We start from the raw sequence: 26,951 nt of genomic DNA, 5'->3' as shown, positions 1-26,951 counted from the left end.
CCATGTTGATTCCCCGTCGAGTCAAGCACCGCAAGCAGCACCACCCCGGCCGCTCGGGCCAGGCCACCGGTGGCACCAAGGTGTCGTTCGGTGACTTCGGTATCCAGGCGCTCACCCCGGCCTACGTGACCAACCGTCAGATCGAGTCCGCTCGTATCGCCATGACGCGTCACATCAAGCGCGGTGGAAAGGTGTGGATCAACATCTACCCCGACCGCCCGCTGACCAAGAAGCCCGCCGAGACCCGCATGGGCTCCGGCAAGGGCTCGCCCGAGTGGTGGGTCGCCAACGTCAAGCCGGGTCGGGTCCTCTTCGAGGTCGCCGGCGTCGAGGAGAAGCTCGCTCGCGAAGCTATGACTCGTGCCATCCACAAGCTGCCCCTGAAGGCACGCATCATCAAGCGCGAGGAGGGAGACGCGTAATGGCGATCGGATCCAAGGAGCTCGCCCCCGCCGAGCTCGACACCTTCGAGGACGAGCGTCTCGTCACCGAGCTGAAGAAGGCCAAGGAGGAGCTGTTCAACCTCCGCTTCCAGTCGGCCACCGGACAGCTCGACACCAACGGCCGCCTGCGTGCCGTCAAGCGCGACATCGCCCGCATCTACACGGTCATCCGTGAGCGCGAGCTGGGCATCCGCGCCACCCCCGCACCCGTCGAGGCCCCGGCCAAGGCGGAGAAGAAGCCGAAGACCACCAAGAAGGCCGCCAAGGCCGAGGTCGCGGCGACCGAGTCGAATGAGGAGGCCAAGTAATGGCAACGGCCAACGAGACCGCCGGCCACGAGTCGGCCGCCCACGACGTCAAGGAGGCGGGCACTCGCGGATACCGCAAGACCCGCCGCGGATACGTCACCAGCGACAAGATGGACAAGACCGTCGTCGTCGAGGTCGAGGACCGCGTGAAGCACCCGCTCTACGGCAAGGTCATCCGCCGCACGTCCAAGGTGAAGGCTCACGACGAGCTGAACTCCGCGGGCATCGGCGACCTCGTCGTCATCAGCGAGACCCGTCCCCTCAGCGCCACGAAGCGCTGGCGCCTGGTCGAGATCCTCGAGAAGGCCAAGTAGGCCGCGGCCTACTTGAGTTAGCAGGAGAGAGACATGCTTCAGCAAGAATCCCGAGTGAAGGTCGCCGACAACACCGGCGCCAAGGAACTCCTCACGATCCGCGTTCTCGGTGGCTCCGGCCGTCGCTACGCCGGTCTCGGTGACATCATCGTCGCCACCGTCAAGGACGCGATCCCCGGTGGCAACGTCAAGAAGGGCGACGTCGTCAAGGCGGTCATCGTCCGCACCGTCAAGCAGACCCGTCGTCCCGACGGTTCGTACATCAAGTTCGACGAGAACGCCGCCGTCATCCTCAAGAACGACGGGGACCCCCGCGGCACCCGCATCTTCGGACCGGTCGGTCGCGAGCTCCGCGACAAGAAGTTCATGAAGATCGTCTCGCTGGCACCGGAGGTTATCTAGTCATGGCCAAGATCAAGAAGGGTGACCTCGTCCAGGTCATCTCGGGCGCTACCCAGGCCCGCGGCGGAGACCGCGGCAAGCAGGGCAAGGTTCTCGAGGTCCTGGTCGAGAAGAACCGCGTCGTCGTCGAGGGCGTGAACTTCGTCAAGAAGCACGTCCGCGTCGGCCAGACGCAGCGCGGCTCCAAGGAGGGTGGCATCGAGACCGTCGAGGCCTCGATCCACATCTCGAACATCGCGCTCGTCGACCCGAAGACCAAGAAGCCGACCCGGGTCGGGCACCGCAACGTGTCCGTCACCAAGGACGGCGTGACCAAGACCGTTCGCGTTCGCTACGCGAAGGCGTCGGGTGAGGAACTCTGATGACTGACACCACCGCAGCGGCTGCGAAGGTTCAGCCGCGGCTCAAGGCCAAGTACCAGGCCGACATCGTCCCGGCGCTCAAGGAGCAGTTCGGCTTCGGCAACATCCACCAGGTCCCCGGCCTGGTCAAGGTCGTCGTGAACACCGGTGTCGGCGAGGCCGCCCGCGACGGCAAGATCATCGACGGCGCGATCAAGGACCTCACGGCCATCACCGGCCAGAAGCCCCAGGTCACCAAGGCCCGCAAGTCCATCGCGCAGTTCAAGCTGCGCGAGGGCCAGGCGATCGGCGCGCACGTCACCCTCCGCGGCGACCGCGCGTGGGAGTTCCTGGACCGCCTGGTCACGGTGGCGCTGCCGCGCATCCGCGACTTCCGCGGTCTCTCGGACCGCCAGTTCGACGGCAACGGCAACTACACCTTCGGCATCACGGAGCAGTCGATCTTCCACGAGATCGACCAGGACCGCATCGACCGCGTCCGCGGCTTCGACGTGACCGTCGTGACCACCGCGAAGACCGACGACGAGGGTCGCGCGCTGCTCAAGCAGCTCGGGTTCCCGTTCAAGTCGGCGGACAACGCGTAGCGAGAACCTCCGAGGTCGGAGGGCGGTGAGAACCGCCCTCCGACCTCGTTGCACGTCCGCGTGCAGCGAGGCGCCGTGCTCCGCAGGGAGTCGCGGCGAGAACCGGCCCTCGACCGCCGGCCCCGAGCCATGTACCATGGCTCGTTGGCCTGCGTTCGCGCGGCCGCATGGGCGTCGACGTCGTCGGCGCCGTCCCACACCACAGGTCGTCACTCTTGTAAAGGGTGCCGAAACCAGGCGAGAAAGGCACCATCAGCCATGACCATGACTGATCCGGTCGCAGATCTGCTGACCAGAATCCGCAACGCGAACTCCGCGCACCACGACTCCATCACCCTGCCGGGCTCGAAGCTCAAGACGCACATCGCCGAGATCCTCAAGCTCGAGGGCTACATCGCCGACTGGAAGGTCGAGGAGGCGCGCGTCGGCACGACGCTCTCCATCTCCCTCAAGTACGGCCCGAACCGCGAGCGCTCGATCGCCGGCATCAAGCGCGTCTCGAAGCCCGGACTGCGCGTCTACGCGAAGTCCACCGAGATCCCGACCGTCCTCGGCGGCCTCGGCGTCGCCATCCTGTCCACCTCGAGCGGTCTGCTGACCGACCGCCAGGCCGAGAAGAAGGGCGTGGGTGGGGAAGTCCTCGCCTACGTGTGGTAACCCCTCATGTCGCGTATTGGAAGACTCCCCATCGAGATCCCGGCGGGCGTCGACGTCTCCGTCGCCGGATCCGTCGTGACCGTCAAGGGCCCCAAGGGCGAGCTGACCGTCCCGGTCGCCAGCCCCATCCAGGTCTCCGTCGAGGGCAGCCAGGTGCTGGTCTCGCGTCCCGATGACGAGCGCGAGTCGCGCTCGCTCCACGGCCTCACCCGGACGCTCATCGCGAACGACATCATCGGTGTCACGCAGGGCTACTCCAAGGGCCTCGAGGTCGTCGGAACCGGATACCGCGTCGTCGCCAAGGGCTCGGACATCGAGTTCGCGCTCGGCTTCTCGCACCCGGTCGTCGTCACCCCGCCTGCGGGCATCTCGTTCACGGTCGAGGGCAACAACAAGCTCACCGTGCACGGCATCTCGAAGCAGGCCGTCGGTGAGGTGGCCGCCAACATTCGTAAGATCCGCAAGCCCGAGCCCTACAAGGGCAAGGGCGTGCGCTACGCCGGCGAGGTCGTTCGCCGCAAGGCCGGAAAGAGCGGTAAGTAATCATGGGTCTCGGAACCAGAGGAAAGAGCAAGTCCGCCGCTCGCGGTCGTCGTCACGACCGCCTGCGCAAGAAGGTCGTCGGATCCGCCGAGCGCCCCCGCCTCGTCGTCAACCGCTCGGCCCGCCACGTCTTCGTGCAGATCGTCGACGACGCGCAGGGTCGTACCCTCGCGTCGGCGTCCACGCTCGAGGCCGACCTGCGCGTGTTCGACGGTGACAAGACCGCCAAGGCCCGCAAGGTCGGCGAGCTCGTCGCCGAGCGCGCCAAGAACGCCGGTGTCGAGGCGGTCGTCTTCGACCGCGGAGGCAACAAGTACGCCGGTCGCGTCGCCGCGATCGCCGATGGAGCACGAGAGGCAGGGCTCAACCTGTGAGCGCCGCAGAGAACAAGGAACCCGAGGTCGCCGCCGTGTCGGAGGCCCCCGTCGAGACCGCTGCGTCCACGCAGCCGCAGCAGGAGGCTCGCGAGCCCCGCCGCGGCGGCCGCGACCGCAACCAGGGTGGCCGCGACCGCGGCGGCCGTGACGCCGAGAAGAGCCAGTTCCTCGAGCGCGTCGTGACCATCAACCGCGTGTCGAAGGTCGTCAAGGGCGGTCGTCGCTTCAGCTTCACCGCTCTCGTCGTCGTCGGCGACGGCAACGGACTGGTGGGCGTCGGCTACGGCAAGGCCCGCGAGGTCCCGACCGCCATCTCCAAGGGCGTCGAGGAGGCGAAGAAGAACTTCTTCCGCGTCCCGCGCGTCGGCTCGACCATCCCCCACCCCGTCCAGGGTGAGGCCGCGGCCGGTGTGGTGCTCCTGCGCCCCGCCGCCGCCGGTACCGGTGTCATCGCCGGTGGTCCCGTCCGCGCCGTGCTCGAGTGCGCCGGCATCCACGACGTCCTGAGCAAGTCGCTCGGCTCGTCGAACACCATCAACATCGTCCACGCGACCGTCGAGGCTCTCCAGCAGCTCGAGGAGCCGCGCGCCGTTGCCGCCCGTCGTGGTCTCGACTTCGACCAGGTCGCTCCGGCCCGTCTCGTCCGTGCCGAGGCCGATGCCCTCGCCGCCGCGTCCAGCGCGAAGGCAGGCAAGTGATGGCCCAGCTCAAGGTGACCCAGATCAAGTCGAAGATCAGCGAGAAGCAGTACCAGCGCGACACGCTGCGCTCGCTCGGTCTCAGGAAGATCGGTCAGAGCGTCGTCCGCGAGGACAACTCTCAGAACCGCGGATACGTGAAGACCGTCGCCCACCTGGTGAAGGTCGAGGAGATTGACTAATGGCTGACAAGAACCAGGCCCTCGCGACGGAGTCCACGACTCCCGCGAAGACCTCCACGAAGGGCGCGGCCGCGGCCGACGCTCCGGCGACCAAGGAGCACGTGCTCAAGGTCCACCACCTGCGTCCCGCCACGGGAGCCAAGAAGGCCAAGACCCGCGTCGGTCGCGGTGAGGGCTCGAAGGGCAAGACCGCCGGTCGCGGCACCAAGGGCACGAAGGCCCGCTACACGGTGCGCATCGGCTTCGAGGGTGGGCAGATGCCGCTGCACATGCGCACCCCGAAGCTGCGCGGGTTCAAGAACCCGTTCCGCGTCGAGTACCAGGTCGTGAACCTCTCGGCCCTCGCCGACCTCTACCCTCAGGGCGGTGACGTCACCATCAGCGACCTCGTCGCGAAGGGTGCCGTTCGCAAGAACGAGAAGGTCAAGGTTCTCGGCGACGGGGACATTGCGGTTAAGCTGAACGTCGCGGTCGACAAGGTCTCCAGCTCCGCTGAGCAGAAGATCGTCGCTGCGGGCGGATCCATCAAGTAGCACCAGCAGCTTGTCGGTCGAGCTTGTCACGCCGACTCCCTCCGGGGAGCGCGTGGCAAGCTCGACCTGTATCCCGCACCAAGAACTGAGCAGGAGACCTTAGGTAGTGTTTGGCGCAATCGCGCGGATCTTCCGCACCCCCGACCTCCGCCGCAAGATCGGCTTCACTCTCGCGATCGTGGCGATCTTCCGGCTGGGATCCTTCATCCCTGCTCCGTTCGTCAGCTTCAGCGCCGTGCAGGCCTGCCTCGCCGGCAACCAGGGGACCTCCGGTCTCTACGAGCTCGTGAACCTCTTCAGCGGCGGAGCCCTGCTCCAGCTGTCGATCTTCGCGCTCGGCATCATGCCGTACATCACGGCCTCGATCATCGTGCAGCTGCTGCGCGTGGTCATCCCTCACTTCGAGACCCTCTACAAGGAGGGCCAGTCCGGCCAGGGCCGGCTGACGCAGTACACGCGCTACCTGACGATCGCGCTCGGTGTCCTGCAGTCGACCACCCTGATCACGGTCGCCCGTTCGGGCGCCCTGTTCGGCTCGTCCGGCGTCCCCGAGTGCTCGCAGCTGATCACCACCGACGCCTGGTACTCCATCCTCCTCATGGTCATCACCATGACCGCCGGCACCGGCATCATCATGTGGATGGGCGAGCTCATCACCGAGCGCGGCATCGGCAACGGCATGTCGCTCCTGATCTTCACGTCGATCGCCGCCCAGTTCCCGACCTCGCTCTGGTCGATCGCGCAGTCGCGCGGCTTCGAGACCTTCCTCCTCGTCCTCGGCGTCGGCCTCCTCCTCGTCGTCGCCGTCGTCTTCGTCGAGCAGTCGCAGCGCCGCGTCCCGGTGCAGTACGCCAAGCGGATGGTGGGGCGCCGCACGTACGGCGGCAACAACACCTACATCCCGATCAAGGTGAACATGGCCGGCGTCGTGCCCGTCATCTTCGCCTCGTCGCTGCTGTACCTGCCCGCGCTGATCGCGCAGTTCAACCAGCCCGCAGCGGGCCAGGAGGCACCCGCGTGGGTGACCTGGATCACCAACTACCTCACGCAGGGCGACCACCCGCTCTACATGGCGCTGTACTTCCTCCTGATCGTCGGCTTCACGTACTTCTACGTCGCCATCACGTTCAACCCCGACGAGGTCGCCGACAACATGAAGCGCTACGGCGGGTTCATCCCCGGCATCCGCGCCGGTCGTCCCACCGCCGAGTACCTCAACTACGTGCTCACCCGCGTGACCCTGCCCGGCTCGATCTACCTCGGCCTGATCGCGCTCGTGCCGCTCGTCGCCCTGGCGCTCGTCGGTGCGAACCAGAATTTCCCGTTCGGCGGCACGTCGATCCTGATCATCGTCGGAGTCGGGCTGGAGACCGTGAAGCAGATCGACTCGCAGCTGCAGCAGCGCCACTACGAAGGGCTCCTCCGATGACCTCGACCCCGGTGGTGGGCTTCCGTCTCCTGCTGATCGGCCCTCCCGGCGCCGGCAAGGGGACCCAGGCCTCACGGCTCTCCGAGATCCTGAGCGTCCCGGCGATCTCGACCGGCGACATCTTCCGGATGAACGTCGCGAACGAGACCGAGCTGGGCCTCCAGGCGAAGGCGTTCCTCGACGCGGGGCGCTACGTCCCGGACGAGCTGACGAACGCGATCGTGCACGACCGGCTCCAGGAGGCGGACGTCTCGACGGGCTTCCTGCTCGACGGCTACCCGCGCACCACGGAGCAGGTCGACGAGCTCGACCGCATCCTCGCCGCCGACGGCAACAGCCTCGACGCCGTCGTGCAGCTCACCGCCGACCCGGACGAGGTCGTCTCGCGACTGCTCAAGCGCTCGCTCGAGCAGGAGCGCAGCGACGACACGGAGGACGTCATCCGTCGCCGCCTCGCCCTGTACGAGGAGCAGACCGCTCCGCTGATCGACGTCTACGCGGGCCGCGGGCTCGTCGTGATCGTCGACGGCCTCGGGCCGGTCGAGGAGGTCACCGACCGCATCGTCGTCGCGCTCGAGGGCCACCGCGTGGGCCGTCTGGTCGACGACCCGTCGGCCGCCTGACGCCGTGGGCTTCCGCTCCTCCCTGTACAAGACACCCGCTCAGCTGCGGTCGATGATCGCTCCCGGTCTCGCGACCGCCGCGTCGCTCGACGCCGTGCGCGCCGCGATCCGTCCGGGCGTCACGACGCTCGAGCTCGACGCGGTCGCCGAAGCGGCGATGGTGGCGCTCGGCGGGCACTCGAACTTCAAGCTGGTGCCGGGCTACCGGCACACGGTCTGCGCCTCGGTGAACGAGGAGGTCGTGCACGGCATCCCCGGAGGCCGCGTCCTGGCTCCCGGTGACATCGTCTCGATCGACAGCGGTGCCGAGATCGACGGCTGGAACGGCGACTCGGCGATGACCCTGGTGCTGGCCGATCCGTCGCGCCCCGACGAGGTCGCGGCCCGAGAGGAGCTGTCCCGGGTCACCGAGGGATCCCTCTGGCGGGGGATCGCCGCCCTCTCGTCCGCTCGGCACCTCAACGAGGTCGGTGCGGCGATCGAGGAGTACATCGAGGACGAGGCCGAGAAGTCGGGGCGCGTCTACGGGATCCTGACCGACTACATCGGCCACGGGATCGGCCGCACGATGCACGAGGCTCCGCCCGTGTTCAACTACCGGGTGCGCCAGCGCGGGCCCGAGGTGAAGCCCGGACTCGTCGTCGCGATCGAGCCGATGGTCACGGCCGGCAGCGCCGAGACCTCGGTCCTCGAGGACGAGTGGACCGTGGCCACCGTCGACGGCAGCATGGCAGCGCACTGGGAGCACTCCGTGGCGGTCCACCGCGACGGGATCTGGGTGACGACGCTCGCCGACGGGGGAGCCGCCGGGCTCGCTCCGTACGGGATCGTGCCGACGCCGATCGCCTGAGTCTCTCGGTCGAGAGCGCCGCCACAGAGCGTCCGACCCGTTGACGGTCCGCGCGGCGGCGGCGCTGAGCGGTGACCGGATCGGGTGGGGTGCCTCGTCACTGCTCCCTCCTGAGCGCCTGCGGCGCTCCCGCCAGACCCGAGCCAGGAGCCGCGACGAGGCACCCTACCCGCTCCTCGAGTTCAGGAGGGGATCCTTCTTCTGAAGGGGACCCGGAGCCGATCCTGTCTCGAGCCCGATCCCCTCCGGAAGGCCAGCGGAGGGGGGTCAGCTGTCGAAGACGCGGACGAGTTCTTCGATGAAGGCGCCGAAGTCGGTGGAGCGGCGGATGAGGCGCTGCACCTCCGCGCGCTCCGAGAAGACCTCGACGAACTGGTCGAAGACCGACTGGAAGGTGCTGCGGCCCGCCGAGGCGAACGCGATCATGGCGATGACGTTCACCCTCTGCTCGCCCCACTGCATGGGCACGTCGTTCACGACGATGGCGATCGAGGTGCGCCGTGCGCTCATCGCCATGGCGTGCGGCACTGCGAGGTTGTCGGTGAAGGCCGTGGAGCTCATCCGCTCGCGCTCGATCGCGCCTTCGACGTAGGCGTCGTCGATGATGCCCTGCTCGGTCATCCGCTCGCCGAGGAGCCGGATCATGGCCGACTCGTCGCGCGCGTGGAGGTTGCGGAAGAAGAGCGACTCGTCGAAGAACTGCAGCAGCTCGTCCTTGATCTGCGCCCGGCGGCGATGACGGCGCACGCGGGCGATCGCCCGGCGCACCGCCTCCACGTCGTGATCGGTCAGGAACGGCTGCACCACCACGACGTCGTCGGCGTACGGCCGCTCGTCGATCGTGGTGATCACGAGATCGGCGGTCAGGCGGTCCCAGTCGACGTCGCTCCGGGTGATCAGCGACCGCACCTCCACCTCGGTGCCGAGTGAGCGCTCGACCCGGAGCCGCAGCATGTGCGCGAGGTCGTAGTAGTTGGGGCAGACGATGACGCAGGACAGCCGCTCCTCGCGCCGCGAGACGCGCTCGAGGAACGAGCCGACGTGCAGAGCGATGTAGGCGATCTCGTCCTCGTTGACGAGGATCCCGCGGCGACGCTGGAGGCCCGAGGCGAGGAAGACGGCGATCTCGTACGTCATCGGGAAGCTGGTCTTGATCGAGCGGGTCAGCGGGTTGCGGGAGTAGCCGCCCTCCGACGCCCGCGCGATCAGGTTCCGCACGTGCAGCGCCAGGCGCACGATGAAGCCCTCGTCGTCGAGATCGACGAGGTACTCGCGGTTGACGTCGGCGACGAGCGCGCGGACGACGGCGAGGTCCTCCGGGTCGACGTAGTTCTCGACGACGGCGGCGACCGGCTCGTTCTGGCCGGGAGTGGCGACGCGGGTGGTCATCAGGATCGCGAGCTGCGCGAGCTCCGCGTCGGTCAGCCGCGTGGCGAAGTGGCGCTCGACGAGGTCGGCCAGGAGGACCGCCAGCTCGCCGTGCCGGCCGGGGGAGGGGCGGGAGCCGGAGGGATCGCCGATGCCGCGCGCCACCCGGTCGACGGCGATGGCGATGTGCAGCAGCACGCTGTTCACGCCGTAGTCGTTGATGTAGTAGCCGCGCGCCTCGAGCGCTGCGAGCAGCTCCGTCTTGAAGGCGCCGAGGCCGGGGGAGGCGAACTCGCGCTGCACGTCGTCGAGGGTGAAGACGCCCTGGGCGCTCTCGTCGCGGAACATGCGCGAGATGAGACGGCGCCGGGCCTCCTCGCTGCCCTCGAGGCGGACGGAGGATCCGGTGCGGGCGAGGGCGAGGCCGGCCTCGTCGGCGAGGGACTTCACCCGGCGCAGATCCGCCTCCACCGTCGACTCGCTGACCGAGAGGTCCTCGGCGAGGGCGAACAGGTCGAGCCCGTCGTCGGAGTCGACCAGGCGGCGGACGACGGCGTAGAGGCGGTCGCGCGGAGTGTCGGGCTCGGTGTCGCGGCTGCGCTGCGCCTCGAGGAAGGCCGCGTAGACGTCGCGGGCGAGACGGTAGCCGTTGGCGGAGGACTCGACCGGCTCGAGCGGCGCGGCCTGGTTCTTGACCGCGGTGACGTAGCTGCGGACGCTTCGGGTCGTCACCCCGAGCCGGTCGGCCAGCTCGTGCGCCGTCACCCAGCCGTCCGCGCGGGAGAGGTACTCCAGCAGGCGTTCGCGGTTGTCAGGCATCCAGGGGGGCTCCAGGCGCGAAGGGGGATCTCGGAGAGCGCTTCCGCCCCGCCGCGGGCCCGCTCGTCGCGAGGTCGGCGAGTCGTCGGTCCTCGCAGTCAACCATCTCGGGGGCGGCCCCGGAAATCCCCGCGCCGACGCCGTGGAAGCGCTCTTCCGGCCCCGCGGAAGATTCTCTGCTGGAGCCTTCCGCCCCCGTACGGGGATGATTCACTGAAGTACGACACGGGCGCGAGGAGGCGGATCACGTGCGGAAGATCCTGATCGTCTGCGGTGCGGGAGCGTCGAGCACGTTCCTGGCGCACCGCTTGCGAGCGGGCGCGAAGGAGCGGGGCATGGACGCCTCGTTCCGGTCGGAGACCCTCACCGGTCTCGCGGACTCCCTCCCGGAGGCCGACGTCCTCCTGGTGGGTCCGCACCTCGAGTCGCAGTTCGACGGACTCCGCCAGCGCGCGGAGCGAGTCGGAGCCGCGGCCGCCCTCCTCCCGCACGACGTCTTCGGAGTGCACGGTGCCGACACCGTGCTCGACACCCTTCCCGTCCTCTTCGCCGCTCGCGCGGTCGGAGCGGGCGCGGACGGGGATCCCTCCGTCCGACCGGCACCGGGCGCCGAGCCCGACGCCGGCCACCACTGACGCAGCCACCGCTGCAGATCCCAAGGAGAAACGTTCATGGTCGAGCGCACTGTTCAGGTCGCATCGTCGAAGGGCCTCCACGCCCGCCCCGCCTCGCTCTTCAGCCAGGCCGCGGCGAAGTCGGGTCAGAAGGTCCTCGTGAAGAAGGGCGACGCCACCGCGGTCAACGCCGCGTCGATCCTCGGCATCATCTCGCTCGGCATCGAGCACGGCGACGACCTCGTCCTCTCCGTCGAGGGCGACAACGAGCAGGCCGTCCTCGACGAGCTGGCCACGTTCCTTTCGACGGATCACGACGCCTGACGGCGTCGTGATCCCGTGAAAGAAACGCGGCAGCGCGGCGCTCACAAGCGCCGGTAGCCGCGGAAGGCCGCGGATCGTGACGGCGACCCTCAATGGGTCGCTTCTCCCCCTCCTGAGTCGGACACCCCGATGCGGACGCTCTCACCCCCACTCGATCACCCCCGCTCTCTCACCGACGAGAGCACGACAGGAACCGAGCACTCATGACGCTGTCCACTCCTCACACCGCCTACGCCTCCGCGAAGCTCCAGGGCACCGGAGTCGGTCGCGGGCTCGCCCTCGGGCCGGTCCTGCGCATGCCCGAGCCGCTGCCCGAGCCGGAGGACGTCGCGAGCACCCGCACGCCCGTCCAGGAGGAGGAGCGCGCCGTGTCGTCGCTGTCGGCGACCGCCGCGACCATCCGCCATCGCGGTGAGCGGGCCGGCGGCTCGGCCAAGGACGTGCTCGACGCGCAGGCGCTGATGGCGGAGGATCCGTCGCTCGCCGACGACGTCAAGGCGCGCATCGCGAACGGCAAGACCGCGGAGCGTGCGGTGCACGAGGCGTTCGCGGGCTTCCGCGATCTGCTGGTGGCGATGGGCGGCTACATGGCCGAGCGCGCGACCGACCTCGACGACGTCTCGCAGCGCGTCGTGGCCCACCTGCGCGGAGTGGCCGCCCCCGGCGTGCCCGAGTCGGACGAGCCCTTCGTGCTCGTCGCCCGCGATCTCGCACCGGCCGACACCGCTCTGCTGGACCTCGACAAGGTCCTCGGACTCGTCACGAGCGACGGCGGCCCCACGTCGCACACCGCGATCCTCGCTCGCGAGAAGTCGATCACCGCCATCGTGGGCACCACCGGAGCGCTCGATCTGCGCGACGGACAGCTCGTGATCCTCGACGCGACCACCGGCGTCGTCACGGTGAATCCCTCGGACGCCGAGATCACCGAGGCGAAGGCCGCGATCACCGAGCGCGCCGAGCGCCTCGCCGCTCCGGTCGTCCCCGGCGCGCTGTCCGACGGCCACGCCGTGCCGCTGCTCGCCAACCTCGGCTCGGCCGACGGAGCGCAGGGAGCGGTCGAGCTCGGCGCGGAGGGCGTGGGGCTGTTCCGCACCGAGTTCCTCTTCCTCGACGCCAAGGAGGCGCCGACCGTCGCCGACCAGGCCGAGCAGTACACCCGCCTGCTGGCCGCGTTCCCCGGCAGGAAGGTCGTCGTCCGCGCGCTCGACGCCGGCGCCGACAAGCCGCTGAGCTTCCTCAACGACGACCACGAGGAGAACCCCGCCCTGGGGCTCCGCGGACTGCGCGCGCTCCGCGCCAGCGAGCAGATCCTCCGCGACCAGCTCACGGCGCTCGCGCAGGCCGACGCCGCGACCGACGCCGACCTCTGGGTCATGGCGCCGATGGTCGCGACCGTCGACGAGACCCGCTACTTCACGTCGATGGCTCGGGAGCTCGGCATCCGCACCGCGGGCGTGATGGTCGAGGTCCCCTCCTCCGCCCTGCTCGCCGACCGGATCCTCGGAGTCGCGGACTTCGCCTCCATCGGCACCAACGACCTCACCCAGTACACGCTGGCCGCCGACCGGATGCTGGGCACCGTCTCGGCCTACCAGGACCCGTGGCACCCGGCCGTCCTCCGCCTCGTCGGCGAGGTCGGGCGCGCGGGAGCCGCACTGGGCAAGCCCGTCGGCATCTGCGGCGAGGCCGCCGCCGACCCCCTGCTCGCCGTGGTCCTCGTGGGCCTCGGCGCGACGTCCCTCTCGATGTCGCCGTCGGCTCTCGCCGACGTGCGCGCCGAGCTGGCCGAGCACACCCTCGAGGACGCGAAGCGGTTCGCCGAGCTCGCCCTCTCGACGGACAGCGCCGCAGCGGCGCGGTCCGCCGTCACCGAGGCGATCGCCGCCTCCTGATCCCCGGCCCCCGGCCGCCCGCAACGCACCACCCCCCAGCACCACCCCCCTCGCACCACCCCTCATCACGACCCGCCCGCAGGGACCCGGCCGCCTCAGGAACGACCGGGACCCCGCACCAAGAATCGGAGAACACCACATGACAACGACGTCAGCGACGTCGACGCGCGGTGGAGCGCGCGTCCACGTCCAGCGTTTCGGCACCTTCCTCTCGGGGATGGTCATGCCGAACATCGCGGCCTTCATCGCCTGGGGCTTCATCACGGCCCTCTTCATCGAGACCGGGTGGCTCCCGCTGCTCGGCGTCGACGCCACCTGGGTCCAGCAGTTCGGCGGCTGGAGCAGCGACCCCGACGTCGTGAACACCGGCCTCGTCGGCCCGATGATCACCTACCTGCTCCCGCTGCTCATCGCGAACACCGGTGGCCGCATGGTCTACGGCGCGCGTGGCGGCGTGGTCGGCACGATCGCGACCATGGGCGTCATCGTCGGCGCCGGCATCCCGATGTTCATCGGCGCCATGATCATGGGCCCGCTCTCGGCGTGGCTCATGAAGAAGGTCGACTCGCTCTGGGACGGCAAGATCAAGCCCGGCTTCGAGATGCTCGTCAACAACTTCTCGGCCGGGATCCTCGGCCTCCTGCTGGCGCTCGTCGCGTTCGCCGGTGTCGCCCCGCTCGTCGAGGGCCTCTCCGCGATCCTCGGTGCCGGCGTCGAGTGGCTGGTCGGCGCGGGCCTGCTCCCGCTGACGAGCCTCTTCATCGAGCCCGCCAAGATCCTGTTCCTCAACAACGCGATCAACCACGGCGTGCTCACCCCGCTCGGTGTGCAGCAGGCGGAGGAGACCGGCAAGTCCTTCCTCTTCCTCCTCGAGGCGAACCCCGGCCCCGGCCTGGGCGTGCTCCTCGCCTTCGCGATCTTCGGAGTCGGCGCCGCCCGCGCCTCCGCTCCCGGCGCCGCGGTCATCCACTTCATCGGCGGCATCCACGAGATCTACTTCCCGTACGTGCTGATGAAGCCGGCCCTCCTCGCCGCCGTCATCCTGGGCGGCGCGACCGGTGTCGCCACCAACGTCGCCTTCAACTCGGGCCTGCGCGCCCCGGCCTCGCCCGGCTCGATCATCGCGGTGCTCCTGCAGACCGCGAACGACAGCTTCATCGGCGTGATCCTGTCGGTCATCCTCGCGGCCGCCGTCTCGTTCGCCGTCGCCTCGGTGATCATCCGGGCCGGCCGCAAGAGCGACCTCGCCGCAGCGCAGGAGGGGGACGACAAGCTCGCCGCCGCCGTCGCCGCGAACCAGGCCAACAAGGGCAAGGACAGCGCCGTCGGCTCGCTCATCAACGCCGGCGGAGCCAACACCCCGCAGGACTCCAGCGGCGCCTCCGTCGCCGGTGCCACCGCGACCGCGACTCAGGTCCGGAACATCGTGTTCGCCTGCGACGCCGGGATGGGATCGTCCGCCATGGGCGCCTCCGTCCTGCGCAACAAGATGAAGAAGGCGGGCTTCGAGGACGTCACGGTCACCAACAAGGCGATCGCGGCCCTCGAGGACGACGTCGACCTGGTCATCACCCAGGCCGAGCTGACCGAGCGCGCACGCCAGCGCACGCCCGGCGCGATCCACGTCTCCGTCGACAACTTCATGAACAGCCCGAAGTACGACGAGGTCGTCTCCCTGGTCCGCGAGCAGCACGGCCAGTAGCCCGAGCGGCCATCCAGTAAGCACGACGAGGGAACCCGTAGGGTGCGACGAGGCGGACACGCTCCGCTCGCCCCGCGGGTTCCCTCGCCGTTTCCCACCATCGGAAGGACTGAAGCCATGAGCGAAGTGCTCACCATCGGACAGATCAACGCCTCCGGCAGCGCCACCACGAAGGAGGCCGCCATCAAGGAGGCCGCCGACATGCTCGTGGGAGTCGGCGCGGTGACGCCCGCCTACCACGAGGCCATGCTCGCCCGCGAGGCGACCGTCTCCACCTACATGGGCAACCTGCTCGCCATCCCGCACGGCACCAACGACGCGAAGGACGAGATCCGCTCCTCCGCGCTGTCGTTCGTCCGCTACGGCCAGCCGATCGACTGGGACGGCAACGAGGTGCGCTTCGTCGTCGGCATCGCCGGCGTCAACAACGAGCACCTCGAGATCCTCTCGAAGATCGCCATCATCTTCTCGGAGGAGGACGAGGTGCAGAAGCTCCTCGACGCCCCCGACGCGCAGGCGCTCTACGGGCTCCTCGGGGAGGTCAACTCCTGATGCCCAAGGCCGTCCACTTCGGCGCCGGCAACATCGGCCGCGGCTTCGTCGGGCTGATCCTGCACGGGGCCGGCTACGAGATCGTCTTCGCCGACGTCAACGCCGCCCTGATCGACCAGCTCGCGGCCGCCGACAGCTACGAGGTGCACGAGGTGGGGGAGGAGTCGGTCACGCACGTGGTCGACCGCTTCCGCGCGATCAACTCGGCCTCCGCCGAGGAGGCGCTCGTGCGCGAGATCGCGACCGCCGACGTCGTCACCACCGCGGTCGGCCCGAACATCCTGCGCTTCGTCGCCCCGGTGATCGCGAAGGGCCTCGCCGCCCGTGCCGAGTCGGCGCCGCGGCTGAGCGTGATGGCCTGCGAGAACGCCATCAACGCGACCCGTCTGCTGCAGACCGAGGTCGCCGCGAACCTCGGCGCGGACGAGTGGGAGACGCTGCGCTCCCGCGCGGTCTTCGCCGACACGGCCGTCGACCGCATCGTGCCGAACCAGGAGCCGGGGCAGGGTCTGGACGTCACCGTCGAGAGCTTCTTCGAGTGGGTCATCGACCGCACGCCCTTCGAGGGCGGCGAGCCGGAGCTCCCGGGCGCGACGTACGTCGACGACCTCGAGCCCTTCATCGAGCGCAAGCTCTTCACCGTCAACACCGGCCACGCCACGGCGGCCTACGTCGGGTTCGCCGCCGGAGCGCACAAGCTCTCGGACGCTCTCGCGATCCCGGAGGTGCACGACGCGGTGAAGGCGGCGCTGGAGGACACGAAGGCGCTCATCGTCGCGAAGCACGGCTTCAGCGACGAGGAGCAGCAGGCCTACCTCGAGAAGACGCTGAAGCGCTTCGGCAATCCGTACCTGACCGACACCGTCGACCGGGTCGGCCGTCAGCCGCTGCGCAAGCTCTCGAGGCACGAGCGCTTCATCGGCCCCGCCGCCGAGCTCGCCGAGCGGGGGCTCACGCCCTCCGGTCTGCTCACCGCCGTCGGTGCCGCACTGCGCTTCGACGTGCCGGAGGACCCGCAGAGCGTGGAGCTGCACGAGAAGCTCGCGTCGCTGTCACCGGAGGAGTTCGTCGCCGACGTGACCGGGCTCGCTCCCGAGCACCCGCTGTTCCCGCAGCTCGTCGAGGTCGTGCGCTGCTAGCGCGTTCTCGCCGGGCCGCCGAGAGTCCCGCACAGACGGACGAGATCCCCTGCCACGGCGGGGGATCTCGTCCGTTCACGAGCCGGACGGGTCAGAACAGGCGCCAGCGGGTCAGCGGCCACGCGACCGCGAAGACGCGCCCGACGACGCGCTCCACGGGCACCGTCTTGACGCAGGAGTCGATCGGCCCCGTCGCTCCGCGGCACAGTCCCAGCGAGTCGTTCGAGTTCGACCGGTGGTCGCCCAGGACGAAGAGCGTCCCCTCCGGCACCGTGTACTCGTCGAAGCACCGCGTCGACCGGACCTCGGTCGTGCAGGTGGCGCCGACGCCGAAGGGGAGGTCCTCGAACACGTAGTCCTCGTCGAGCGGCTCCCCGTCGACCAGCACGCGCCCCTCGGCGTCGCAGCACGACACGGTCTGGCCGCCGGTCGCGATCACGCGCTTCACGAGGAACTCCTCGTGCGAGGGGCCGATGCTGGTCACGTCGCCGAAGTACTTCACAGCCTCCGAGAGCGGGCTCCCGACGGTGTCGGTGGCGCCCCACTGCTCGTCCCGGGAGAAGACGACGATGCGGCCGGTCTCGGGGTCGCCCTGCAGCGCCGCGGTGCGGTCCACCAGGATCCGGTCGCCCCAGAAGCCGCCGCCCTGCAGGGTGCGCTCCATCGAGCCGGTCGGCACGGTGTACACCTTCACGAAGAAGGTCTGGACCAGCGCGATGACGACGATCGCGACCAGCACCGTCACCAGGGGATGCGAGTACCAGCGCCGCCGCTCGTGCTCGGACGACTCCCGACTGCGCGCCATCCGCGCTCCCTCCGCTCGACTGCAGTCAGCCTAGGCGCCGGGCCGTCGGCGACCGGCGGCGGCGCGTACCGGGGGACGTGCTGGGAGCGTCTCGCTGCGACACGCCCGAGGTGGCGGAGGAGGGCGGAATCGCGTAGCATCGACCCTTGGTGTTTTGCGCGTGCTCCGGCACGCCCGCGCACCGCATCCCGAGCACTCGCTCGGGGGAGGTTGTCGCGGAAACATTCGCACGACCAGTACACACACTACTTCCGAACGACAGTGAGGCTATGGCCAAAAAAGACGGTGTCATCGAAATCGAAGGTGCGGTTGTCGAGGCGCTCCCCAACGCGATGTTCCGCGTGGAGCTCACCAACGGACACAAAGTTCTCGCCCACATCTCGGGCAAGATGCGTCAGCACTACATCCGGATCCTCCCCGAGGACCGCGTGATCGTGGAGCTGAGCCCTTACGACCTGACCCGCGGCCGGATCGTCTACCGCTACAAGTAGGCGTTCGCCCCGCTCCGTTCGCGACGTGCGTGTCCTGTAAGGAACGGCCCCGGCATCCGCCGGGAGCACGACGCCAGCGAAATCAAGGAAAAGAACCATGAAGGTCAACCCCAGCGTCAAGCGCATCTGCGACCACTGCAAGATCATCCGCCGCCACGGCAACGTGATGGTCATCTGCAGCAGCAACCCCCGCCACAAGCAGCGCCAGGGCTAGTCCCGACCGCTGCTCCCGGCAGGGAGCGCCGGGGCGGTCAGCCGCCCCACGACAGAACAACAGAACCGCAACGTCACCAATCGCGCTGCATCCCCGCTCCGGCGGGGGATGAACGGCGAGGACACCCCCGGTGGAGGCCGGGGCACCGACGTTGCTTCACACCTCCACTCACTCAACAGGAGAAGCCACAATGGCACGTCTGGCAGGAGTAGACATCCCGCGCGAGAAGCGCGTGGAGGTCGCACTGACCTACATCTACGGTGTCGGCCGCACTCGGGCGCTCGCGACCCTCAGCGACACCGGGATCGACGGCAACATCCGCGTCAAGGACCTCAGCGACGACCAGCTCGTCGCCCTCCGCGACCACATCGAGGGCAACTACAAGGTGGAGGGAGACCTCCGCCGCGAGGTCGCCGCAGACATCCGCCGCAAGGTCGAGATCGGCTCGTACGAGGGCCTCCGCCACCGTCGCGGCTCCCGGTCCGTGGACAGCGCACCAAGACGAACGCGCGCACCCGCAAGGGCCCGAAGCGCACCGTCGCCGGCAAGAAGAAGGCCGGCCGCAAGTAACGCGGGCGACACGGACCTAGAGGAGATACACATTGGCTACCCCCAAGTCGGCCGCTCGTAAGCCGCGCCGCAAGGAGAAGAAGAACATCGCTGTGGGCCAGGCCCACATCAAGTCGACGTTCAACAACACCATCGTCTCGATCACCGACCCCTCCGGGGCCGTCATCAGCTGGGCCTCGTCCGGTGGAGTCGGCTTCAAGGGCTCGCGCAAGTCGACGCCGTTCGCCGCCCAGCTCGCCGCCGAGTCGGCCGCGCGCCAGGCTCAGGAGCACGGCATGAAGAAGGTCGACGTCTTCGTGAAGGGCCCGGGCTCGGGTCGCGAGACGGCGATCCGCTCGCTCCAGGCCGCAGGCCTCGAGGTCGGCTCGATCAACGACGTCACGCCCCAGGCGCACAACGGGTGCCGCCCGCCCAAGCGCCGTCGCGTCTAGCACCAGCACTCGCAGCCGCCGGTCGGCCGGCCCCGTCCTCCGCGGCGGGCGCCGGTCGACCGGCGGATCGCGCATTTCTTTCACAACTTCATACCTCGCAAACGCACGTGTCATATAGCGGACACGTGATCGAAAGGAATCAACAGTGCTTATCGCACAGCGTCCGACGCTCACCGAGGAGAACATCTCGGAGTTCCGTTCCCGCTTCGTCATCGAGCCCCTCGAGCCCGGCTTCGGCTACACGCTCGGCAACTCGCTGCGTCGCACCCTGCTGTCCTCCATCCCGGGCGCCGCTGTCACCAGCATCCGGATCGACGGAGTCCTGCACGAGTTCACGACGGTCCCCGGCGTCCGCGAGGACGTCACCGAGATCATCCTGAACATCAAGGGCCTCGTCGTCTCCTCGGAGCACGACGAGCCGATCACCGCCTACCTGCGCAAGCAGGGCGCCGGCCAGGTCACCGCCGCCGACATCTCGGCTCCGGCCGGTGTCGAGATCCACAACCCGGAGCTCGTCATCGCCACGCTGAACGACAAGGCGAAGTTCGAGCTGGAGCTCACGATCGAGCGCGGCCGCGGCTACGTCTCGGCGACCCAGAACCGCAGCGAGTTCTCCGAGGCCGGCCAGATCCCGGTCGACTCGATCTACTCGCCCGTGCTCAAGGTCACCTACCGCGTCGAGGCCACCCGTGCCGGCGAGCGCACCGACTTCGACCGCCTGGTCGTGGATGTCGAGAGCAAGCCGGCCATCACGCCGCGCGACGCGATCGCCTCCGCCGGTCGCACGCTGACCGAGCTGTTCGGACTCGCCCGCGAGCTGAACAACGCGGCAGAGGGCATCGAGATCGGCCCCGCGCCGGTCGACGCCGTCCTCTCGACCGAGCTGTCGATGCCCATCGAGGACCTCGACCTCTCGGTGCGCAGCTACAACTGCCTCAAGCGCGAGGGCATCAACAACGTCAATGAGCTCGTCGCCCTCTCGGAGACGCAGCTCATGAACATCCGCAACTTCGGTCAGAAGTCGGTGGATGAGGTCAAGGAGAAGCTGACGGAGCTCGGCCTGTCGCTCAAGGACTCGGTCCCCGGGTTCGACGGCGCCCACTTCTACAGCTACGACGACGAGAGCATCTAGGTCTCCGCTTCCGGAGCCTGCGGCTCTTCGCGACCGACCTGCTGACACCCCTTTAGTACTGGAGTAAACCCATGCCCAAGCCCACCAAGGGCCCCCGCCTCGGAGGCGGTCCCGCACACGAGCGTCTGCTCCTCGCGAACCTGGCCGCGGCCCTGTTCACGCACAAGAGCATCAAGACGACGGAGACCAAGGCCAAGCGCCTGCGTCCGCTCGCCGAGCGTCTCGTGACGTTCGCCAAGCGCGGCGACCTGCACGCCCGTCGTCGCGTCCTCGCGACGATCGGCGACAAGTCCGTCGTCCACGAGCTCTTCACCGAGATCGCTCCGCTCGTCGCCGAGCGCGAGGGCGGCTACACCCGCATCACCAAGATCGGCCCGCGCAAGGGCGACAACGCCCCCATGGCGGTCATCGAGCTCGTCCTCGAGCCCGTGACCCCGAAGGCGAAGAAGTCCCGCACCGCGACGGCGCCCGTGGCGGCTCCCGTCGAGGACGCGCCCGTCGAGGAGACCGACGTCCAGGACGCTCCGGCCGACGAGGTCGCGACCGCCCAGGACGCGCCCGTCGAGGACGCCCCGGTCGAGGAGACCAGCGAGACCAAGTAGTCCCGCACGATCCGCGAGAGCCCTCCGTCCTTCGGGACGGGGGGCTCTCGTCGTCTCCGGTGGTGGCGCGTAACGTCGCATACGATGGCGGGATCGTGCCGCTCCGGCGCGATCGCGCCTCGGGGCGCGACCGTCGACGCCGCCTCGGCGGAGGTCCGGAAGGAGATCCGTGCGCTCCCGCCTCTGGTCACCGGTCGTCCTGGCCTGCGTCCTCGGCGTCGCCGGATGCTCCTCGCAGCCGGTCGTCGACGTCCCCGCGTCGGCGGGAGCGGGCGCGACGCTCACTCCGACCCCGATCGCCACCCGGGACACGACTCCATCGTCGGCCGGCCCTGCTCTGGACTGCGCAGCCGTGCTTCCCGGCTCGAGGATCGAGCAGGATCTCGGTCTGCCCAGCGGTGCGGCGGGACTCGCGGACGACGGGCGGACCTGCTCCTACTCCCTCGCGGGGAACCCGGAGGCCGTCGTCGTGACGCTCACGCCGGCCCGTCTCCTCGAGACGTTCGTCGGAGCGGGGGAGGCGGCGGGAGCCGTGCCCGTGCCTCTGGGCGAGGCGGCGTACCAGCGCTCCGCGCCGGAGGGCGGGACCGAGTCGTCCGAGCTCGCGGTCCTCGCCGGAGGCTACGAGCTGCGCATCGTGTCGTTCGTCGGCGACCCCGCCGTGGTGGTGCAGTGGGCCGAGACCGTCTTCGCCGCGGTGGGCGTCCGCCTCGTGGTCTGAGGACCGTCCTGATCGGGACCGTGCCCGGGACCTAGACTCGTCGGGTGCTCCACCGCGTCCGCCTCGACCTGGCCTACGACGGCTCCCACTTCTCGGGCTGGGCCCTGCAGCCCGGTCTGCGCACCGTGCAGGGGGTGCTGGAGGACGCGCTGTCGAAGGTGCTGCGGACCCCCGAGCGCACCACCGTCACCGTCGCGGGACGGACCGACGTCGGCGTGCACGCGAGCGCCCAGGTGGCGCACGCGGACCTCAGCGAGGAGCAGTGGACTCGGCTGAGCGGCGGACGGCGCGCGGGGGAGGGCACCCTGCCGCAGGAGGCGGTGCTCGAGCGGCGGCTCCGCGGGATCCTGGGCCAGTACTCCGATCTCAGCGTCCACCGCGTCTCGCGGGCTCCCGACGGCTTCGATGCGCGCTTCTCGGCCCGCTGGCGGCGCTACGAGTACCGGCTGGCCGACGCCTCCTCCCTCCGCCACCCCCTCGAACGCGCCCAGACGACCTGGATCACGGAGTCGCTGGACGAGGCCGAGATGAACCGGGCGGCGCAGTCCCTGCTCGGACTGCACGACTACGCGTCGTTCTGCCGCGCCCGGGTCGGCGCCACCACGATCCGCACGCTGCTCGACTTCGACTGGGAGCGCGACCGCGACGGAGTGCTCCACGCGCACCTGCGCGCCGACGCGTTCTGCCACAGCATGGTGCGCGCACTGGTGGGCGCCTGCGTCGCGGTGGGGAACGGGCGCCTCGCGGTGGGCGACGTCGAGCCCCTGCGCGACGCGGTCGCCCGCACGAACGCCTTCGCGGTCATGCCGGCGCGCGGGCTCATCCTGCGCGAGGTCGACTATCCTGAGGACTCCTCGCTCGCCGAGCGCGCCGTCCTGACGCGCATGCGCCGGACCCTGCCGGCCGACGAGCCCGTCGCGGAGGATCCGACATGACCCGCTCCACGCGTCTCCCGCTGTCCGCCGTCGCACTCGTGCTCGCTCTGGCGGGCTGCTCCAGCGCCACGGTCGACATCCCGGAGTCGGCCCGGCCGACCATCGCGACCCGCGCGCCGTCCGCCGCCACTGCTGCGCCCGAGCAGCCCGCCGTCCCCGCCGCACCGTCGCTGGTGATCGAGACCCTGGAGTGCGACACGGTGCTCCCCGTCGAGACGATCGAGTCCGTGCTCGAGCTGCCCAGCGGTTTCGCCGTTCCCGGCGACCAGCCGGTCGGCTGCGCCTGGACCATGGCGGGGAACCCCTCGGCCCTGCTGCTGCAGACCGCCACGGGGGCGACGGCCGCGGAGGTGTCGACCCGCCAGGCCGCGACGGCCGGTGCGCTCCCCAGCGACGTCGGCGAGGCGGCGTTCTTCCAGCCGGCCGACGCCGCGCTCGATCCGGCGTCGACGCTCACGGTGCTGTCCGGCGACCGGCTGCTCTCGCTCCGCTCCTCGGTCGGGGATCAGGCGGCGCTCGAGACGCTGGCGGAGGACGTGATCGCGTCGCTCGACTCCGCCGAGTGACTCGCGGAGTCGCGCTACCGCTGACGGCGTCCTTGCTGTAATGTCGACCCTTGGTGTTTTCGGCCGTGTGCCGAGCGCCCGAAGTTGAGCCCTCCACCGGATCGGTTCGCCCCCTCGCGGGTCGAACGGCCACGGAGCGGGATTCACGAACACCTCACTCCGACCAGAAAGCAGCACTCACGTGACTCGCACTTTTTCTCCGAAGCCGGCTGACGTCCAGCACGACTGGATCGTCATCGACGCGTCCGACGTCGTGCTCGGCCGTCTCGCCACCCACGCCGCGGCGCTCCTGCGCGGCAAGCACAAGGCCACCTTCGCGCCGCACATGGACATGGGCGACTTCGTCATCATCGTCAACGCCGAGAAGGTCGCCCTCACCGGTCAGAAGCTCCTCCAGAAGAAGGCGTACCGCCACTCCGGCTACCCGGGCGGCCTCTCGGCCACCACGTACGCCGAGCTCCTCGAGAAGAACCCGATCCGCGCCGTCGAGAAGGCCATCCGCGGAATGCTCCCCAAGAACTCCCTCGGCCGTGCGCAGCTGCGCAAGCTGAAGGTCTACACGGGCACCGAGCACCCCCACGCGGCGCAGCAGCCCAAGGCGTACGCCTTCACCCAGGTCGCCCAGTAGGCTCCGGCCCTCCCCGACACCTCAGACTTCGAAGACAAAGGATCACCTACACCGTGGCGAAGATCGCAGACCAGCTCGACGTGGCTCCCGAGAGCTACTCCACCGAAAGCGCGGCCACCGAGGCGTCCTCGACGCCCCGCGCCGTCCTCAACGTCTCCGGCGCAGCCGTGGGCCGACGCAAGCAGGCCATCGCCCGCGTGCGCCTGGTCCCGGGCTCCGGCAGCCTGACCGTGAACGCCCGCGAGTTCGCGGAGTACTTCCCCAACAAGCTGCACCAGCAGCTGATCACCGACCCGTTCAAGGTGCTCGACCTCGTCGGCTCCTACGACGTCGTCGCGAAGATCACGGGTGGCGGCCCCTCCGGCCAGGCCGGCGCGCTGCGCCTCGCCATCGCCCGTGCACTCAACGAGATCGACCGCGAGAACAACCGCGCGATCCTCAAGAAGGCGGGCTTCCTGACCCGCGACGCTCGCGTCATCGAGCGCAAGAAGGCCGGTCTCAAGAAGGCCCGCAAGGCGTCGCAGTTCTCGAAGCGCTAGTCGGTGCGGCCCTCCGGGCCGTACGACCAGTAGCTCGAGAAGTGGACTGCGCACTATGACGCGCCTGTTCGGAACCGACGGCGTCCGTGGCCTCGCGAATCGCGATGTCACGGCCGACCTCGCTCTCGGCCTCGCCCAGGCGGCCGCCCGTGTACTCGGTGCGGCGCCCGTGCGGAGGGTCGACGCCCCCTCGCGGTGCTCGCCCGCGACCCCCGAATCTCCGGCCAGTTCATCGGCGCCGCTGTCGCCGCCGGACTCGCCAGCGCGGGAGTCGACGTCCTCGACGCCGGCGTCATCCCGACCCCTGCCACCGCGTACCTCATCGCGGACGAGCAGGCGGACTTCGGCGTGATGATCTCGGCCTCCCACAATCCCGCCGCCGACAACGGCATCAAGTTCTTCGCAGCGGGCGGGCGCAAGCTCCCCGACGAGCTCGAGAACCGCATCGAGGCGGCCCTCGGCGTGCCCCCGCTGACTCCGACCGGTGCCGACGTCGGCCGAATCCGCCGCTTCTCCGATGCGGAGGACCGCTACGTGGTCCACCTCCTCGGATCGCTGGGCAGCACCCGGCTCGACGGGCTGCACGTGGTCATCGACTGCGCCCACGGCGCGGCCGCCGGCATCTCGCCCGAGGTCTTCACGGACGCGGGTGCCACGGTCACGGTCATCGGCAACGACCCCGACGGACTCAACATCAACGACGGGGTCGGCTCGACCCACCTCGAGCACGTCGCCGAGGCCGTCGTCGCGGCCGGAGCCGATCTCGGCATCGCCCACGACGGCGACGCGGACCGCTGCCTCGCGGTGGACGCCACCGGCCGGACGATCGACGGCGACCAGATCATGGCGATCCTCGCCACGTCGATGGCCCGCCGCGGCGTGCTGCGCGACAACGTGCTCGTCGCGACCGTGATGAGCAACCTCGGGTTGAAGCTCGCGATGGCCGACGCGGGGATCCGTGTCATCGAGACGGCCGTCGGCGACCGCTACGTCCTCGAGGCGATGAACGACGGCGGCTACTCGCTCGGCGGCGAGCAGTCCGGCCACGTCATCATGAGCCGCTTCGCCACGACCGGCGACGGCGTGCTCACCGCGCTCCAGCTCGCCGCCGAGATGGCGCGCACCGGCAGGAGCATCGCCGACCTGGCGTCGGTGATGAGCGTGTTCCCGCAGACCCTCGTCAACGTCCGCGGTGTCGACCGCGAGGGCGTGCACGCCGACGAGGTCATCGCGGCGGCCGTCGCCGACGCGTCGGCCGAGCTCGGCACCGACGGCCGCGTCCTGCTCCGCCCCTCCGGCACCGAGCCGATGGTGCGCGTGATGGTCGAGGCGAAGACGCAGGAGACGGCCGACCGTCTCGCGCAGTCGCTGGCCGACGTCGTGCTGGAGCAGCTGCGCACGTAGGGGCGTCCCTCCGAGGGCCGGCGGATCCCGAGACGCCCGCTGGGCGGGCCGATCGATCAGCGAGGGAGGCGGCGGCGATCTCCTCCGAGGAGGCTCCCGCCCACCTGCTGGTCGAGCAGCCCCGGAGCGGCGTCTCGAGACCCGCGTCCCTGGAGCGTCGATCTCCGCCCCGTACCGCGTCGGCACCGGAGGCGATCCCTCTCCTCCAGAGGCGCCGCCGGAAGATGCACGCGAGCCTCAGATCTTGCGCAGCAGCACCGACGACACGGCGTGGTCGGACTGCTTGCGCAGCACCAGGCTCGCGCGGCTGCGGGTCGGGCGCACGTTCTGCACGAGGTTCGGCTCGTTGATCGCGGTCCAGATGCTCCGCGCGCGCTCCCGCGCCTCGTCGGGGGTGAGCGACGCGTAGCGGTGGAAGTAGGAGTTCGGGTTCGCGAACGCGCCCTGCTGCAGCGCGAGGAAGCGCTCCTCGTACCAGCGGGCGATGTCGCCCGTCCGCGCGTCGACGTAGACGGTGAAGTCGAAGAGGTCGCTGACGGCGAGGCCGTGGCCCGGGACCGGCGGCTGCAGCACGTTCAGGCCCTCGACGATCAGCACGTCGGGTCGGCGCACCACGATCTCGGCATCGGGGACGATGTCGTACGACAGGTGCGAGTAGAAGGGCGCGCGCACCTCGGCGGCCCCGCCCTTCACCTCCGAGACGAAGCGCAGCAGCGCGCGGCGGTCGTACGACTCCGGGAACCCCTTGCGGCTCATCAGGCCGCGCCGCTCGAGCTCGCTGTTGGGCAGGAGGAACCCGTCGGTGGTCACGAGCTCGACCCGCGGAGTGTCCTCCCAGCGGGCGAGGAGCTCGCGCAGCAGCCGCGCGATCGTGGACTTGCCGACGGCGACGGAGCCGGCGACTCCGATGACGAAGGGCGTGGGCTGGGCGCGCTCGCCGAGGAACGTGCTGGTCGCCCGGTGCAGGTGACGGGAGCCGGCCGCGTAGAGCGCGAGGAGCCGCGAGAGGGGGAGGTACACCTCGGCGACCTCGGTGAGGCTCAGCCGGTCGCCCAGTCCGCGCAGCTGCACGACCTCGGTCTCGGTCAGCGGCAGCTCCGTCGAGCGGGCGAGCTCGGCCCAGTCGGAGCGGACGATCTCGACGAAGGGGGAGGGCTGCGCCTCTCGCCCGGGTTCGCGAGCTGACGACGGCACA

34 protein-coding genes and 2 pseudogenes are annotated in these 26,951 nt (G+C 69.7%); 33 read left to right on the top strand and 3 right to left on the bottom strand.

The window, feature by feature from the left end; genetic code table 11:
- Positions 1-2: 2 nt before the first annotated feature.
- The 15 genes from rplP to map all read left to right on the top strand — a co-directional run bounded on the left by rplP (position 3) and on the right by map (position 8,305).
- The gene (rplP, locus tag B0T42_RS03720) at positions 3-422 is read left to right on the top strand and encodes a 50S ribosomal protein L16 (protein WP_055787085.1); all 420 of its coding nucleotides are present in this window, start codon (positions 3-5) and stop codon (positions 420-422) included.
- Positions 422-751 carry a 50S ribosomal protein L29 gene (gene rpmC, locus B0T42_RS03715; RefSeq protein WP_055787089.1) on the top strand — a complete coding sequence of 110 codons (330 nt, stop codon included), beginning with the start codon at positions 422-424 and terminating at the stop codon, positions 749-751. Before rplP ends, rpmC begins: the two co-directional genes overlap by 1 nt.
- Positions 751-1,065: a 30S ribosomal protein S17 gene (gene rpsQ / locus B0T42_RS03710; RefSeq protein WP_055787092.1), complete on the top strand. Its 315-nt coding sequence runs from the start codon at positions 751-753 to the stop codon at positions 1,063-1,065. The genes rpmC and rpsQ overlap by 1 nt, the downstream gene beginning before the upstream one ends.
- Positions 1,066-1,098: 33 nt before the next feature.
- Positions 1,099-1,467 (top strand): 50S ribosomal protein L14, encoded by a 369-nt coding sequence (gene rplN, locus B0T42_RS03705; RefSeq protein ID WP_055787095.1) that lies wholly within the window; start codon positions 1,099-1,101, stop codon positions 1,465-1,467.
- A gap of 2 nt (positions 1,468-1,469) precedes the next feature.
- Positions 1,470-1,829 carry a 50S ribosomal protein L24 gene (gene rplX / locus B0T42_RS03700; RefSeq protein ID WP_055787101.1) on the top strand — a complete coding sequence of 120 codons (360 nt, stop codon included), beginning with the start codon at positions 1,470-1,472 and terminating at the stop codon, positions 1,827-1,829.
- Entirely contained in the window at positions 1,829-2,413 is a 585-nt protein-coding gene (gene rplE / locus B0T42_RS03695) for a 50S ribosomal protein L5 (protein ID WP_055787105.1), read from the top strand. The genes rplX and rplE overlap by 1 nt, the downstream gene beginning before the upstream one ends.
- Positions 2,414-2,671: 258 nt before the next feature.
- A complete protein-coding gene (gene rpsH / locus B0T42_RS03690; RefSeq protein WP_077221987.1) occupies positions 2,672-3,070 on the top strand; it encodes a 30S ribosomal protein S8 in 399 nt (132 codons plus the stop codon).
- Between the two features lie 6 nt (positions 3,071-3,076).
- On the top strand, positions 3,077-3,613 hold the full coding sequence (gene rplF / locus B0T42_RS03685; protein ID WP_077221986.1) for a 50S ribosomal protein L6: 537 nt from the start codon (positions 3,077-3,079) through the stop codon (positions 3,611-3,613).
- A 2-nt stretch (positions 3,614-3,615) separates the two neighbouring features.
- The gene (gene rplR / locus B0T42_RS03680; RefSeq protein WP_055787114.1) at positions 3,616-3,987 is read left to right on the top strand and encodes a 50S ribosomal protein L18; all 372 of its coding nucleotides are present in this window, start codon (positions 3,616-3,618) and stop codon (positions 3,985-3,987) included.
- The gene (gene rpsE / locus B0T42_RS03675) at positions 3,984-4,688 is read left to right on the top strand and encodes a 30S ribosomal protein S5 (protein ID WP_055787117.1); all 705 of its coding nucleotides are present in this window, start codon (positions 3,984-3,986) and stop codon (positions 4,686-4,688) included. Before rplR ends, rpsE begins: the two co-directional genes overlap by 4 nt.
- Positions 4,688-4,870, top strand: a complete 183-nt coding sequence (gene rpmD, locus B0T42_RS03670) for a 50S ribosomal protein L30 (RefSeq protein ID WP_077221985.1) — start codon at positions 4,688-4,690, stop codon at positions 4,868-4,870. The genes rpsE and rpmD overlap by 1 nt, the downstream gene beginning before the upstream one ends.
- Positions 4,870-5,403, top strand: a complete 534-nt coding sequence (gene rplO / locus B0T42_RS03665; protein WP_077221984.1) for a 50S ribosomal protein L15 — start codon at positions 4,870-4,872, stop codon at positions 5,401-5,403. The genes rpmD and rplO overlap by 1 nt, the downstream gene beginning before the upstream one ends.
- A 106-nt stretch (positions 5,404-5,509) precedes the next feature.
- A complete protein-coding gene (gene secY, locus B0T42_RS03660; protein WP_055787123.1) occupies positions 5,510-6,832 on the top strand; it encodes a preprotein translocase subunit SecY in 1,323 nt (440 codons plus the stop codon).
- Positions 6,829-7,455, top strand: coding sequence for an adenylate kinase (locus B0T42_RS03655; RefSeq protein WP_077221983.1), 627 nt, complete (start codon positions 6,829-6,831; stop codon positions 7,453-7,455). Before secY ends, B0T42_RS03655 begins: the two co-directional genes overlap by 4 nt.
- 4 nt (positions 7,456-7,459) lie before the next feature.
- Entirely contained in the window at positions 7,460-8,305 is an 846-nt protein-coding gene (gene map / locus B0T42_RS03650) for a type I methionyl aminopeptidase (RefSeq protein WP_077221982.1), read from the top strand.
- Between the two features lie 267 nt (positions 8,306-8,572).
- Here map and B0T42_RS03645 read toward each other — a convergent pair whose 3' ends face one another.
- The gene (locus B0T42_RS03645) at positions 8,573-10,492 is read right to left on the bottom strand and encodes a BglG family transcription antiterminator (protein WP_077221981.1); all 1,920 of its coding nucleotides are present in this window, start codon (positions 10,490-10,492) and stop codon (positions 8,573-8,575) included.
- Positions 10,493-10,740: 248 nt separating this feature from the next.
- On the opposite strand from B0T42_RS03645, the gene B0T42_RS03640 reads away from it, so the two are divergent.
- From B0T42_RS03640 to B0T42_RS03620, 6 genes are all read left to right on the top strand, one after another.
- A complete protein-coding gene (locus tag B0T42_RS03640; RefSeq protein WP_077221980.1) occupies positions 10,741-11,127 on the top strand; it encodes a PTS sugar transporter subunit IIB in 387 nt (128 codons plus the stop codon).
- Positions 11,128-11,163: 36 nt separating this feature from the next.
- Positions 11,164-11,430 (top strand): HPr family phosphocarrier protein, encoded by a 267-nt coding sequence (locus B0T42_RS03635; protein WP_077221979.1) that lies wholly within the window; start codon positions 11,164-11,166, stop codon positions 11,428-11,430.
- A 203-nt stretch (positions 11,431-11,633) separates the two neighbouring features.
- Positions 11,634-13,325 (top strand): phosphoenolpyruvate--protein phosphotransferase, encoded by a 1,692-nt coding sequence (gene ptsP / locus B0T42_RS03630; RefSeq protein WP_077221978.1) that lies wholly within the window; start codon positions 11,634-11,636, stop codon positions 13,323-13,325.
- Between the two features lie 139 nt (positions 13,326-13,464).
- Positions 13,465-15,027, top strand: coding sequence for a PTS mannitol transporter subunit IIBC (locus tag B0T42_RS03625; protein ID WP_173892291.1), 1,563 nt, complete (start codon positions 13,465-13,467; stop codon positions 15,025-15,027).
- A 117-nt stretch (positions 15,028-15,144) separates the two neighbouring features.
- The gene (locus B0T42_RS20435; protein ID WP_173892290.1) at positions 15,145-15,579 is read left to right on the top strand and encodes a PTS mannitol transporter subunit IIA; all 435 of its coding nucleotides are present in this window, start codon (positions 15,145-15,147) and stop codon (positions 15,577-15,579) included.
- The gene (locus tag B0T42_RS03620) at positions 15,579-16,718 is read left to right on the top strand and encodes a mannitol-1-phosphate 5-dehydrogenase (protein ID WP_077221977.1); all 1,140 of its coding nucleotides are present in this window, start codon (positions 15,579-15,581) and stop codon (positions 16,716-16,718) included. The genes B0T42_RS20435 and B0T42_RS03620 overlap by 1 nt, the downstream gene beginning before the upstream one ends.
- A 91-nt stretch (positions 16,719-16,809) precedes the next feature.
- Here the strand turns inward: B0T42_RS03620 and lepB are convergent, their stop codons facing one another.
- Entirely contained in the window at positions 16,810-17,523 is a 714-nt protein-coding gene (gene lepB / locus B0T42_RS03615) for a signal peptidase I (protein WP_077221976.1), read from the bottom strand.
- A 269-nt stretch (positions 17,524-17,792) separates the two neighbouring features.
- Here lepB and infA point away from each other — a divergent pair, with 269 nt between their 5' ends.
- The 12 genes and pseudogenes from infA (at position 17,793) to glmM (ending at position 25,756) form a co-directional block, all read left to right on the top strand.
- The gene (gene infA, locus B0T42_RS03610; RefSeq protein ID WP_022883252.1) at positions 17,793-18,014 is read left to right on the top strand and encodes a translation initiation factor IF-1; all 222 of its coding nucleotides are present in this window, start codon (positions 17,793-17,795) and stop codon (positions 18,012-18,014) included.
- Positions 18,015-18,111: 97 nt separating this feature from the next.
- A complete protein-coding gene (gene rpmJ / locus B0T42_RS03605; protein WP_055787164.1) occupies positions 18,112-18,228 on the top strand; it encodes a 50S ribosomal protein L36 in 117 nt (38 codons plus the stop codon).
- Positions 18,229-18,418: 190 nt separating this feature from the next.
- Positions 18,419-18,798, top strand: a pseudogene (gene rpsM / locus B0T42_RS03600) (30S ribosomal protein S13).
- 32 nt (positions 18,799-18,830) lie between these two features.
- The gene (rpsK, locus tag B0T42_RS03595; RefSeq protein ID WP_055787170.1) at positions 18,831-19,229 is read left to right on the top strand and encodes a 30S ribosomal protein S11; all 399 of its coding nucleotides are present in this window, start codon (positions 18,831-18,833) and stop codon (positions 19,227-19,229) included.
- 145 nt (positions 19,230-19,374) lie between these two features.
- Positions 19,375-20,361: a DNA-directed RNA polymerase subunit alpha gene (locus B0T42_RS03590; RefSeq protein WP_055787173.1), complete on the top strand. Its 987-nt coding sequence runs from the start codon at positions 19,375-19,377 to the stop codon at positions 20,359-20,361.
- Positions 20,362-20,432: 71 nt separating this feature from the next.
- Positions 20,433-20,963 carry a 50S ribosomal protein L17 gene (gene rplQ / locus B0T42_RS03585; RefSeq protein ID WP_077221975.1) on the top strand — a complete coding sequence of 177 codons (531 nt, stop codon included), beginning with the start codon at positions 20,433-20,435 and terminating at the stop codon, positions 20,961-20,963.
- 169 nt (positions 20,964-21,132) lie between these two features.
- Positions 21,133-21,684: a hypothetical protein gene (locus B0T42_RS03580; protein WP_077221974.1), complete on the top strand. Its 552-nt coding sequence runs from the start codon at positions 21,133-21,135 to the stop codon at positions 21,682-21,684.
- Between the two features lie 44 nt (positions 21,685-21,728).
- Positions 21,729-22,619, top strand: coding sequence for a tRNA pseudouridine(38-40) synthase TruA (truA, locus tag B0T42_RS03575; protein ID WP_077221973.1), 891 nt, complete (start codon positions 21,729-21,731; stop codon positions 22,617-22,619).
- Positions 22,616-23,185 (top strand): hypothetical protein, encoded by a 570-nt coding sequence (locus tag B0T42_RS03570; RefSeq protein WP_077221972.1) that lies wholly within the window; start codon positions 22,616-22,618, stop codon positions 23,183-23,185. The genes truA and B0T42_RS03570 overlap by 4 nt, the downstream gene beginning before the upstream one ends.
- A 181-nt stretch (positions 23,186-23,366) precedes the next feature.
- Entirely contained in the window at positions 23,367-23,813 is a 447-nt protein-coding gene (rplM, locus tag B0T42_RS03565; protein WP_055787189.1) for a 50S ribosomal protein L13, read from the top strand.
- A gap of 53 nt (positions 23,814-23,866) precedes the next feature.
- Entirely contained in the window at positions 23,867-24,352 is a 486-nt protein-coding gene (rpsI, locus tag B0T42_RS03560; protein WP_077221971.1) for a 30S ribosomal protein S9, read from the top strand.
- A 55-nt stretch (positions 24,353-24,407) separates the two neighbouring features.
- Positions 24,408-25,756: pseudogene (gene glmM / locus B0T42_RS03555) on the top strand (phosphoglucosamine mutase).
- Between the two features lie 237 nt (positions 25,757-25,993).
- Here the strand turns inward: glmM and coaA are convergent.
- On the bottom strand, positions 25,994-26,950 hold the full coding sequence (coaA, locus tag B0T42_RS03550) for a type I pantothenate kinase (RefSeq protein WP_236720093.1): 957 nt from the start codon (positions 26,948-26,950) through the stop codon (positions 25,994-25,996).
- Between the last annotated feature and the right edge of the window lies 1 nt (position 26,951).

Source organism: Rathayibacter rhapontici (assembly GCF_001995175.1).
GTDB lineage: Bacteria > Actinomycetota > Actinomycetes > Actinomycetales > Microbacteriaceae > Rathayibacter.
This window is presented reverse-complemented; position numbering and strand designations above follow the sequence as displayed.